This is a genomic window from Nocardioides koreensis (assembly GCF_039531775.1).
GTDB classification, from domain to species: domain Bacteria; phylum Actinomycetota; class Actinomycetes; order Propionibacteriales; family Nocardioidaceae; genus Nocardioides; species Nocardioides koreensis.
On the sequence record NZ_BAAAQR010000017.1, the window covers coordinates 99,344 to 110,575 of the forward strand.

General features: G+C 70.1%; 12 protein-coding genes. 8 read left to right on the forward strand and 4 right to left on the reverse strand.

Annotated features, from left to right (window positions below):
• The first annotated feature begins 53 nt into the window (after nucleotides 1-53).
• Nucleotides 54-1,373 carry a hypothetical protein gene (locus ABD268_RS21515; protein WP_344157540.1) on the forward strand — a complete coding sequence of 440 codons (1,320 nt, stop codon included), beginning with the start codon at nucleotides 54-56 and terminating at the stop codon, nucleotides 1,371-1,373.
• A gap of 91 nt (nucleotides 1,374-1,464) precedes the next feature.
• Here the strand turns inward: ABD268_RS21515 and ABD268_RS21520 are convergent, their stop codons facing one another.
• Nucleotides 1,465-2,268: a thioesterase family protein gene (locus ABD268_RS21520; protein WP_344157543.1), complete on the reverse strand. Its 804-nt coding sequence runs from the start codon at nucleotides 2,266-2,268 to the stop codon at nucleotides 1,465-1,467.
• A gap of 57 nt (nucleotides 2,269-2,325) precedes the next feature.
• Here ABD268_RS21520 and ABD268_RS21525 point away from each other — a divergent pair, with 57 nt between their 5' ends.
• Nucleotides 2,326-2,907 (forward strand): hypothetical protein, encoded by a 582-nt coding sequence (locus ABD268_RS21525; RefSeq protein ID WP_344157546.1) that lies wholly within the window; start codon nucleotides 2,326-2,328, stop codon nucleotides 2,905-2,907.
• Here ABD268_RS21525 and ABD268_RS21530 read toward each other — a convergent pair.
• Nucleotides 2,891-3,664, reverse strand: coding sequence for a GNAT family N-acetyltransferase (locus ABD268_RS21530; RefSeq protein WP_344157549.1), 774 nt, complete (start codon nucleotides 3,662-3,664; stop codon nucleotides 2,891-2,893). The genes ABD268_RS21525 and ABD268_RS21530 overlap by 17 nt on opposite strands.
• 121 nt (nucleotides 3,665-3,785) lie before the next feature.
• Here ABD268_RS21530 and ABD268_RS21535 point away from each other — a divergent pair, with 121 nt between their 5' ends.
• Entirely contained in the window at nucleotides 3,786-5,144 is a 1,359-nt protein-coding gene (locus tag ABD268_RS21535; RefSeq protein ID WP_344157552.1) for a TrkH family potassium uptake protein, read from the forward strand.
• Nucleotides 5,137-5,808, forward strand: a complete 672-nt coding sequence (locus tag ABD268_RS21540) for a potassium channel family protein (protein WP_344157555.1) — start codon at nucleotides 5,137-5,139, stop codon at nucleotides 5,806-5,808. Before ABD268_RS21535 ends, ABD268_RS21540 begins: the two co-directional genes overlap by 8 nt.
• Before the next feature lie 12 nt (nucleotides 5,809-5,820).
• Here the strand turns inward: ABD268_RS21540 and ABD268_RS21545 are convergent, their stop codons facing one another.
• Entirely contained in the window at nucleotides 5,821-6,210 is a 390-nt protein-coding gene (locus ABD268_RS21545) for a VOC family protein (protein ID WP_344157558.1), read from the reverse strand.
• Nucleotides 6,211-6,232: 22 nt separating this feature from the next.
• Nucleotides 6,233-7,756, reverse strand: coding sequence for a YfcC family protein (locus ABD268_RS21550; protein WP_344157561.1), 1,524 nt, complete (start codon nucleotides 7,754-7,756; stop codon nucleotides 6,233-6,235).
• A 141-nt stretch (nucleotides 7,757-7,897) separates the two neighbouring features.
• Between ABD268_RS21550 and ABD268_RS21555 the strand changes: the two genes are divergently transcribed.
• The 4 genes from ABD268_RS21555 to ABD268_RS22860 form a co-directional block, all read left to right on the forward strand.
• Nucleotides 7,898-9,121 (forward strand): arginine deiminase, encoded by a 1,224-nt coding sequence (locus tag ABD268_RS21555; RefSeq protein ID WP_344157564.1) that lies wholly within the window; start codon nucleotides 7,898-7,900, stop codon nucleotides 9,119-9,121.
• Nucleotide 9,122: 1 nt separating this feature from the next.
• Nucleotides 9,123-10,124 (forward strand): ornithine carbamoyltransferase, encoded by a 1,002-nt coding sequence (gene argF / locus ABD268_RS21560; protein ID WP_344157567.1) that lies wholly within the window; start codon nucleotides 9,123-9,125, stop codon nucleotides 10,122-10,124.
• 37 nt (nucleotides 10,125-10,161) lie between these two features.
• Entirely contained in the window at nucleotides 10,162-10,902 is a 741-nt protein-coding gene (locus ABD268_RS21565; RefSeq protein ID WP_344157570.1) for a hypothetical protein, read from the forward strand.
• A gap of 156 nt (nucleotides 10,903-11,058) precedes the next feature.
• On the forward strand, nucleotides 11,059-11,232 hold a 174-nt coding region (locus tag ABD268_RS22860), incomplete at its 3' end, for a helix-turn-helix domain-containing protein (protein ID WP_425573782.1).

The following is an 11,232-nucleotide window of genomic DNA, read 5'->3' on the forward strand; positions in this document are numbered from 1 at the left end:
GGAACCATCCATCTCTCGGTGAGGTCTTCATGCGAAAGACTCTTCTCGGCGCGATGAGCGCCGCCGCGCTGCTGTCCACCTCGCTCGCCGCGGCAGCATCGGCTGCGCCGATCCGTGTCGACGGTGACCATGTCCGCCCCTCCGGACTCACCTACGCGAGCCAGCAGTGCAGCGACGACACGATCCAGCCGCCCACGGAGCCGAAGGTCCACATCACCCGTGGCCCCAAGACACCGCCGCTCGGCAACCAGTCCTTGGGGTGGGACATGCAGGACCAGACGACGTACGGCGCAGGAGTGCTTTCACATGTGCCGGACCCGAAGTCCCTCAAGAAGGCCAGCATCAAGGTCTTCTTCGTCGGTGGATCTGGTCAGGGGTCCGCATACGCCGTGTACCACGCGCCATCTGACCCCGGCGTGTGGAAAGGTGTCGCGGCTCTGCAGCTGGACGCGACCCCCGGATGGCATCGCGTCAACGTCAGCAAGGTGGAGTTCAACTGGCGGTACACCGGTGACACACAAAGCGGCGAAGAGTCGGCAATGACGCTGCAAGACCTGGCGGCCCGGCATGGCGGCAACGGTCGCGGCGCTGAGATCGGAGTCCTTTTCGGCTGCACCGGCGAGAGCTTCTATGTCGACGACCTCGAAGTCTCGAGCCGCAAAGTGGATCGCACGTACGATCTCGGTGGCTACCGGACGCTGAGCGACATCATCTGGGGCTCGGCGGTCAGGAAGAAGATCACGATCACCTACGGCCAGCGGCTCGGTCTGACCGGAAGGCTTCGCGCGAGGTACGACTCCTCCCGCGTGTCCGGCGCGCTCAGCATCCAGGCGAAGCCGTACGGCGCGACGAGGTGGCGGAAGTTCGAGCGTGTCTCTTCTGGTGGTGACTTCAAGGTCTCACCAGCGCGCTCCACGACCTACCGCTCCATGTTCGATGGCAGCGAAAGGTACCGTGCCAGCGAGCCCAAGAACCTCCAGGTGCTGGTCCGCTCGGTCGTCAAGGCCGGCCTGGCGGACAACTCCGTGACCAAGGGCAAGACCTTCACCGCACGTGGCCGTGTGCTGCCCGGCCACAGCGCCAAGGTCGCGCTCCAGCGGTTCCTCCACAAGAAGTGGACCACCGTCAAGACTGGCCGCTCGGGCAAGGACGGTCGGTACCACCTCTCGCTCACCGCCAAGAGCCTCGGCACCAGCTACTGGCGCGTGACCGCGGCCACCGGCGGTGGGAACCTCGGCAACCACTCGAACCAGATGAAGCTCAAGGTCACCAAGCCGGCGGCCAGTGGCGGCGGTGGTGGTGGGACCTACGATCCCCCGCCGCCGCCGGATGACCCGCCGCCGCCGACCGAGCCGCCGCCGCCGAGCCACTGAGGTTTCGAGGCTCGCTTCGCTCGCACCTCAACCACCGACGAGGCCCGGACCATCACGGTCCGGGCCTCGTGGCATTCAGCAGAAGTCCAGTTTAGCGGGGCTGGCGGGCGAGCTGCCGGCTCTGGGCGACCAGGCGCCCGGTGGAGTCCCACACCTCGCAGTCCTCCTCGAACATGCCGCCCGCCATGTTGCGGGTGGCGTGGCGGACCTTGAGCCACAGCGGCGCCGGGCGCGCCCGCACGTGCGCGGTCAGCTCGAGGGTGGGCGCCCAGCCGGGCATCCCCAGGTCGAAGGTGACCGGCGGCAGCGCGTCCACGACCATCAGCAGCGAGATCGGGTCCGGCTCGCGGCCGTCGGCGAGGCGGAACCACGCGCTCAGCACGCCGTTCCCGCTCGGCTCGCCGACCGCCCAGCCGACGTGCTCGGGGTGGAAGCGCATGTCGAAGCGCTCCAGCAGCGGCGCCGCGGCGAGCACCTCCGGCGGCGCCATCGTGTTCGGCACGCACTGCTCCGGCGGTGGCATCGGCGGCTCCTCCGCCGTGGTCCGCACGTCGTCGCCGAGCGCGCCGAGGTCGCCGTACGTCGCCAGGGCGGTGATCCGGGCGTCCTCCCCCTGCCGCAGGTCGGCGGCCGCGGTGGCGATGCTGCCGCCGTCGCGTCGTACGTCGACACTCACCGTCGCCGGGCCGGGCACCGACGCCGAGAGGTAGTAGGCGCTGACCGCGATCGGGTCGGGCTTCCCGGGCAGGCTTGTCCGCAACGCATTGCCGACGACGGCGAGCAGGTAGCCCCCGTTGACGCCGCCGCCCACCACCCAGCCGGGCGCCAGGTCGGCCGCGTAGGAGCCTTCGTCCTGCCGGGTGACCTCGATGTGGCTGTCGAACTCGTGACCCATGGACCGACCCTACGGTCGCCCGGTTTGCGCCCTCGACCCAGAGGGCAGGAATGGCCCATGAAAACGGGGATCCTGGCCGCCACACTCACCTTGACGCTCGCCACGCTGGGCGCTTGCAGCTCCGCCGGCGGCGACGAGCCGACCGCCACGAAGGCCAGCCCCAGCGCCTCCGGGGCCGCGAGCCCGTCGGGCTCCGCCTCCCCCGCGGTGCGGATGCGCGAGGACGGCGGCCAGTGGACCAACTGCGTGCCCTACCAGCGGTCGGAGGGCGACTTCCTGTGGACCGGCGTCCGGCTCACCGCGGACGCGGACGCGCGGCTGGTCCGCGTGGCGCCGGCCCAGGCCAACGGCGTGCGCGTCGTGGGTGCCTGGGTCGCCGAGGCCGAGCACGCCTCCGGGGCGTTCGTGCCCTGGTCCAAGAGCCACGAGTTCTTGCGCAAGATGGACTGGGCCGACCGCGCGGACGCCGACGGGGCGCAGCTGTCGGCGGGGACGAAGTACTCCATGGTGTTCCGGCTCCGCCCCATGCCCAGCCGATTCCCCGCGGAGCTGACGGATCTCACGATCGAGTGGGAGGGCGACGGCTCCTCCGGGTCGCTGACGAACGACACGGTGCTGCAGTTCAAACGACACTGCTGACCGCGGCGGGTGCGTACTCGAGGATGCGGCCGAGGTCGCGGAACCCGGCGGCGGCGTACACGCCCTCGGCCATCTCGGTCGACTGCAGGCTGGCGGTCCGGCATCCCCGGTCCCGCGCGTCGTACAGGTGCAGCGCGGTGAGTGCGGTGCCCAGGCCCCGTCGACGAGCGTGCGGCTGCGTGGTCACGTTGTAGATCCCGCAGTCGCCCTCGAGATCGAACGCCATCGCGGTGGCGACGTTCTCCCCGTCGAGGCGTGCCACCAGCACGTGGAGGGCGTCGTCCCGGACACCACCGAGGAACCCCGGCGGCACGCCGAGGACGCGGAGGTACTCGGACCAGTCGGCGGGACCGAGCTCGAGCGTCGGCCGGGGCAGCCGGAGGTCGTCGAGCGCCATGCCCATCGCCCGCGTCGACTCGGCGACCGTGTAGCCGCGCGCCTCGAGGTCGGCACGCATGGACCCGTCGCTCTCGTGCACCCAGGCAGCAAAGCGTCCGACCCCGGCTCGGGCGTACGCCGACTCCATCGCGTCCAGGGCCTCGGCACGTCCGGCGGGGTCGAGCGCGCGCTCGAGGAGCGCGTTGTTGAAGAACTCTCGCTCGGGCCCGTTCGGGAAGACGGCGACGGCCACGCCGGGCAGTCGCGCCACCGTGGCGCCCGACGCGCCGCGCGCGTACGCCTCCCACGAGGCGAGCAGGGTCGCGGACGCACGGAGGTACAGCTCGCCGTCCTCCCACCCGGTCCGTGGCACGCTCATGTCGCCCATCATCGCGCCCGGCACCATGCGCTCGGACGAGCCCGGCCATCCGTCTCCCGGTGCCGGGACCCGCTCGACTACCGTGTCGTGGTCCCCGACCGCCCTGACGACAGGACACGCCATGCCGCTCGCGACCAGGCGCGCGCCGGGGCGACCGCTGCTCCGGCACCCGGCCCAGGTCATCGTCACGGCGTTCGCCGCGGCCGTCGTGGTCGGGACCCTGCTGCTGATGCTGCCCGTCGCGCGACCGGGGGCCCACGGTGCGCCGGCCATCACTGCCCTGTTCACAGCGACGAGCGCCGTGTGCGTCACCGGACTCGCCACCGTGGACACCGCGTCCTACTGGAGCGACTTCGGCCAGGCGGTGATCCTGTCCCTGATCCAGGTCGGTGGCTTCGGGATCATGACTCTGGCCTCCCTGCTGGGTCTGCTGCTCTCGCGCCGGATGGGTCTGCGGACCCGGCTGACCGCGGCGGCCGAGACGAAGAGCCTGGGCCTGGGTGATGTGCGCGCCGTCCTGGTCGGCGTCGCGAAGGTCAGCCTGCTCTTCGAGTGCCTCACCGCGGTCCTGCTGACCGGAAGATTCGCGTTCGGGTACGACGAGCCGTGGGGACGGGCCGTCCACCTCGGCGTCTTCCACGCGGTGTCGGCGTTCAACAACGCCGGGTTCGCGCTCTACTCCGACAGCATGACTCGCTTCGTCACGGACCCGTGGATCTGCCTGCCTCTCGCGGCCGCCGTGGTCTTCGGGGGCCTCGGCTTCCCGGTCCTGCTCGAGCTGCGCCGCCTCCTGGGGCGACCCCGGGAGTGGAGCGTCCACACCAGGCTCACCGTCGGGACCTATGCGGCGCTGCTGGTGATCGGCTTCCTCTTCATCACGGCCAGCGAGTGGAACAACCCGGGCACCCTCGGCCCGCTCCACACGCCGGGCCGGCTGCTTGCGGGGCTCTTCCAGGCGGTGATGCCTCGGACTGCGGGATTCAACAGTCTCGACTACGGACAGATGAACGACGGCACGCTGCTGGGCACGGAGGTCCTCATGTTCATCGGCGGCGGGGCGGCCGGCACCGCCGGTGGCATCAAGGTCACGACCTTCATCCTTCTCTTCTTCGTCGTGTACGCCGAGGTCCGCGGCGAGCACCAGGTGAACGCGGCGGACCGCCGGATCGGCGAGCGCGTCCAGCGGCAGGCGCTCACGGTCGCCCTGCTCGCCGTCGGGCTGGTCGTGTCAGCCACCCTGTTGCTCCTCGGCCTCACCGGACTCCCGATCCGGGACGTGCTGTTCGAGACCGTCTCGGCGTTCGCCACCGTCGGGTTGTCCACCGGCATCACCGGCGAGCTCCCAACCAGTGGTCAGCTGGTCATCGCAGCCCTGATGTTCGTCGGCAGGCTCGGACCCGTCACGCTGGTCTCAGCGCTCGCGCTGCGCGAGACGCAGCGGCGATACACCCTCCCGGAAGGACGGCCACTCATTGGCTAGGCAGATCAAGCTCGACAGCTCACCGGTGGCCGTCATCGGACTCGGCCGGTTCGGCAAGTCGCTGGCGCTCGAGCTCGTCGAGGAGGGCGTCGAGGTGCTGGGCATCGACGGCGACCACAAGGTCGTGCAGTCCCTCGCCGGACGTCTCACCCACATCGTCGAGGCCGACACGACCGACGAGGAGGCCATGAAGCAGCTCTCCGTCCACGAGTTCGACAGAGCGGTCATCGGCATCGGCACCGACCTCGAGTCCAGCATCCTGTCCGCGTCCGTGCTGCTCAAGCTGGGGGTGCCGAGCATCTGGGCGAAGGCGGTCAGCGAGTCACACGCCCGCATCCTCACCCAGATCGGCGTCCATCACGTCGTGCGGCCCGAGCACGACATGGGGAAGCGGGTGGCGCACCTGGTGCGTGGACGGATGCTGGACTACATCGAGTTCGACGACGGCTTCGCCATCGTGAAGACCCGGCCCCCGAAGAGCCTGTTCGGCCTGCCGCTCGGTGAGTCCCGGCCCAGGTCCCGACACGGGATCACCATCGTCGGGGTGAAGCGGGCCGGCGAGGACTTCACGCACGCCACCCCGGACACCGTGGTGGAGGAGGGCGACCTGATCATCGTCTCCGGGCCCCAGCAGAAGGTGGAGCGTTTCAGCGAGCTCGCCTGATCTGATCCGGGGTCAGGCCCAGGTGAGCGCGTGCCGCTCGAAGTCGTCCCCGGTCTGGATCGGCACCACGCAGAAGACCAGCCCGCCCGGGTCCTGCAGGATCGTGTAGGTCTGGTGCGCCTCCAGCACCGTCGCGCCCAGCGCCACCACCCGGCGTACCTCCGCGGCGACGTCGTCGCTCTCGATGTCGAGGTGGACCCGCGCCGGGGTGCCCTCGCCGGTGCGCTGCGACTCCAGCCCGATCCCGGCGATCCGGCCGAGCCCGCGGTACATCGACGCGGTGTCGCCGGGCTCCTCCGTCGTCGGCTCCACGCCCCGGACCCCGGCCCAGAAGGCCAGCGCCTTCTCCCAGTCGCTCTCCGGGTGGTCGATCAGGACGAGGCCGATGCGTGAACGGTGCATACGACCCAAACTATGACGAGTCCTACGACAGCGCCGCGCCGACCGCGGAGAACGCCGTGCAGGCGACCAGCAGGATCAGCAGCAGCGGCCAGATGAACCGGAGGTACTGGTCGTAGCGGACCTTCGCCAGCGCGAGGCCACCCATGACCACCGCCGAGGTCGGCGTGACGAGGTTGATGACCCCGGAGGCCGACTGGTACGCCGTCACCACCATCGCGCGGGACACCCCGGCGAAGTCAGCCAGCGGCGCCAGGATCGGCATCGCCAGCGCCGCGTGGCCCGAGGTCGACGGCACCAGGAAAGCCAGCGGCAGGTTGAGCAGGAACATCAGCCCCCCGAAGACCCCGGCCGAGGTGTTGCTGACGGCGTCCTCCATCGAGTGCAGCACGGTGTCGGTGATCAGCGCGTTGTTCATGATCACGGTGATGCCACGGGCCAGCACGATGATCAGGCCGACGCCGATGAAGTCGCCGGCACCGCGCACGAGGGTGTCGGTGAGCTTCTTCTCCCCCATCCCCCCGATCAGGCCGACCACCAGCGACATCAGGAGGAACAGCGCGGCGAGCTCGGGGAAGTACCAGTCGAACTGCCAGGTGTAGCTCTCCGCGTCCGGGCCGTTGATGACCTGCGCCCAGGGCACGATCGTGAAGATCATGAACGCGAACGTGAACGCCACGACCGCGAGCACCGCCTTCTGGCGTCCGGTCGCCACCGGGAGCTCCCCGAGGCCGCGTGCGGCCGTCTCCTCGTCGCCGGCCTGCGGCCCGGTCATGGACCGTGCGGGGTCGGCCTTCACCTTCCTCGCGTAGCGCAGGACGAACCAGATGCCGACGGGCACCAGCACGACGTACATCAGGAAGCGGTAGCCGATCCCGTCGCCGATCGAGATGCCGGCCGCGTCGGAGGCGACCCCGGTGGCGAACGGGTTGACGGTCGAGGCGAGTACGCCGATCCCGGCGCCGATCAGGATCGTCGCCGCCGCGACCATCCGGTCGTAGCCCAGGCTCAGCATCAGCGGCACGACCAGGGCGTAGAAGCCGAGCGTCTCCTCGGCCATGCCCTCGGTGGTGCCGCCGACCGAGAACAGCACCATGAGGATGACGATGAGGGCCGACCCGCGGGTGCTGTAGCGGTGCGCGACGCGGGCGATGCCGTTGTCGATGGCCCCGGTGCTCATCGACATCGTGATGAAGATGCCGATGGCGATGACGAAGAAGAAGACACCCGCGGCCCCGAACAGCTCGCCGGACTCGTAGGGACCGATGAAGCCGCTGGCCGCCGACTTCACGCCGTACAGCCCGTTCACCGGCGACAGGAACAGCTCCATCAGCCGGTCGGTGAAGGAGAGCCCGGAGTCGACGTGGTGATAGCTGCCCGGCACCGGGCCGCCGGTCTTGTCGCTGACCTTGTAGGAGCCGGTCGGGATGATGAACGCGAGCAGCCAGACCGCGACCGTGATCCCGAAGAGCACGGTGAACGCGCTCGGGAAGTTGAATCGGTGCTGCTTGTGGCCCGGCGCCGGCCGGGCCTGCTCCTGGGTCGCCATGGTGCGCCGTCCTTCCCCGGGCGGACGGGGTCCGCAGGATCAGGACACCAGCGGCGGCGACCGACCACCGCGGGCCAAGGTCTCCACCCGGGATGACCTTGGGCCCTCAAGGACGCCGGTCCCGCGGAGCGACAGTGGGGCATGACCCTGCACGTGGACTCCGAGGTCGGCCGCCTGCGGCAGGCCATCCTGCACCGCCCCGACCTCGAGCTGAAGCGGCTCACCCCCACCAACAAGGACTCCTTCCTCTTCGACGACGTGCTCTGGGTCAAGCGCGCCAAGCAGGAGCACGACGGCTTCGCCGAGACCCTGCGCGACGCCGGCGTGAAGGTGCACCTGCTCGACCAGCTGCTGCGCGAGACCGTGGCGATCCCCGAGGCGCGGCGGCACATCTTGGACCACTCCTTCGACGAGCGCCTTTACGGGCCGATGGCCACCGACGCGCTGCACAACACGTTCGCGGGGTTCGACGACGAGACGCTGGTGCGCCACCTGATCGGCGGGATGACCAAGCGCGAGCTGCTGGAGCACGTCGAGGAGCCGCGCTCGGTGGTCGTGCAGGCCCTCGACCTCGACGACCTGTTCCTGCCGCCGCTGCCCAACCACCTCTTCACCCGCGACACCTCCGCGTGGATCTACGGCGGGGTCGCGATCAACTCGATGCGGATGAAGGCCCGGATGCGGGAGACCATCCACTACGAGGCGATCTACCAGTGGCACCCGCTGTTCGAGGGCGAGGCCTTCGACGTGTGGACCCCCGGCTCGGCCAGCGGCCCGGCCACCGCCGAGGGCGGCGACATGCTGGTGCTCGGCCGCGGGGTCGTGCTGATCGGGATGAGCGAGCGGACCACCCCGCAGGGGGTCGAGCGGCTCGCGAAGAGCCTCTTCGCCCGCAACGCCGCGACCCGGATCGTCGCGCTCGCGCTGCCGCAGCGGCGGGCGTTCATGCACCTCGACACGGTGATGACGATGGTCGACGGCGAGACCTTCACCAAGTACGCCGGCCTCGGGCTGCTGCCGTCGTACACGATCGAGCCGGGCGACACCGAGAAGGAGCTCAAGGTCACCGCCCACGACGCCGAGCGGATGCACGACGTGATCGCGGCCGCGCTCGGCCTGGACTCGATCCGGGTGCTGACCCCCACCCAGGACGTGAAGTCGGCCGAGCGCGAGCAGTGGGACGACGGCTGCAACGTGCTGACCGTGCGTCCGGGCGTGGTCGTCGCCTACGAGCGCAACGTCACCACCAACACCCACCTGCGCAAGCACGGCGTCGAGGTGATCACCATCCAGGGCAACGAGCTCGGCCGGGGCCGGGGCGGCCCCCGCTGCATGACCTGCCCGATCGAGCGCGAGGGGATCTGAGATGGCCTTCAACCTGCGCAACCGCAGCTTCGTCAAGGAGCTCGACTTCACCCCGCAGGAGTGGACCTTCCTGCTGGGCCTGGCCGAGGAGCTCAAGCGCGCGAAGTACACCGGCTCCGAGCGGCCGCGGCTGACCGGCAAGACCGTCGCGCTGATCTTCGAGAAGGCCTCGACCCGCACCCGGTGCGCGTTCGAGGTCGCGGCGTTCGACCAGGGTGCTCACGTCACCTACCTCGACCCGTCCGGTGCACACATCGGCCACAAGGAGTCGATGAAGGACACCGCGCGGGTGCTGGGGCGGATGTACGACGCGATCGAGTACCGCGGCTCCACCCAGGCGAACGTCGAGACGCTGGCGGCGTACGCCGGGGTCCCGGTGTGGAACGGCCTCACCGACGAGTGGCACCCCACCCAGACGCTGTGCGACATGCTCACGATGCGCGAGCACGCGGCCAAGCCCGACGCCGAGATCTCGTTCGCCTACCTCGGCGACGCCCGCAACAACGTGGGGAGCTCACTGCTGGTCGCCGGCGCGACGATGGGGATGGACGTGCGGATCGTCGCGCCCCACGCACTGTGGCCCTCCGACGAGGTCGTCAAGCAGGCGGCCGCGATCGCGCACAGCACCGGAGCGCGGCTGACCCAGACCGAGGACGTGGCCAAGGGCGTGAAGGACGTCGACTTCGTCTACACCGACGTGTGGGTCTCGATGGGTGAGCCGGCGGCGACCTGGGACCAGCGGATCGAGCTGCTGCTCGCCTACCAGGTCAACGCCGAGCTGCTGGCCCGGACCGAGAACCCCACCGTGAAGTTCATGCACTGCCTACCGGCCCTCCACGACCGGCACACGGAGGTCGGCGAGCAGATCTTCGAGAAGTCGGGGCTCGAGGCGCTCGAGGTCACCGACGAGGTGTTCGAGGGCCCCGCCTCCATCGTGTTCGACCAGGCCGAGAACCGTGTGCACACGATCAAGGCGGTCATGGTCGCCACGCTGGGTGACTGACCCGGACCGCTACTTGCCCTCTGCATACTGGGCGGGGATGACCGACGACACCGGCCAGAAGCTCGGGATCGACTGGCTCAAGACGATCGCGGGCGCCCTCGCGGCGGTGTCCTCCGCCGTGCTGCTCTCCACCCTCGGCGCGGCCGGCACCATCATCGGCGCCGCGCTCGGCAGCGTGGTCGTGACGGTCGGCGGTGCGCTCTACGGCCAGGGCCTCGCCCGCAGTCGCGAGCGGCTGGCCCAGGTGCCGGTCACTCCTCGGCGCAAGGTCGTCGCCGTTGAGGATGAGAGTCCCGGCCCGAGCGAGCAATCCGGCCCCGGCTGGCGCGAGCGCTTGGGCGGGCTGCCGTGGAAACGCATCTCGCTGGGCGCCGCCGGCCTGTTCGCGGCCACCGTCGTCGCAATCACCGTCTTCGAGCTCGCGGCGGGCCGGACCGTCTCGTCGATCACCGGCGGCTCCGATGGCAGCGGCGGCACCACACTCACCCGCATCGGCGGCGGCTCCCACGGCGGCAAGACGCCGGACGACGACCAGTCCCCGTCCGACGGCACGACCTCCCCGTCCGACGAGTCCTCGGAGCCGGCCACGCCCACGGACGAAGCGTCGTCCACGGACCGCGCCTCGCCCACCGACCGGGGCTCCGTGTGGTCCGAGCCGACCGACGAGGTGTTCGAGTCGCCGTCCGACTCCCCCAGCCCGGCGCCCACACCCGCGACCCCGACCACCCCCACGCCCACCCTGCCCCCGGAGCTCACGACGACGCCGCCGGCGAGCTGACCCAGGCTCGGTCCGGGCCTTCGCGCCTACCCGTCCCTCGCGCCCGGTGGTCGGCATCGTCGAAGACGGCACCGGCTGACCTGCGTCCTGTGGACGACCACCGTGTTTTCAACCGGTAGTTGCAACTCGTGACTGAGTTGGAAGAGGTTGCCGGCCATGCCTGGTGCGCGATTGACGGTGGAGCAGCGACGAACGATTGAACAGGGGTACCGGATCGGGTTGTCGCAGGGGCAGATCGCCTCGATCATCGGCAAGCATCCCTCGACGGTGAGCCGAGAACTGGCGAGGAGCTTCTCCGCGCCGGGATCGCGCTCGCCCAGGCGGCGAAGC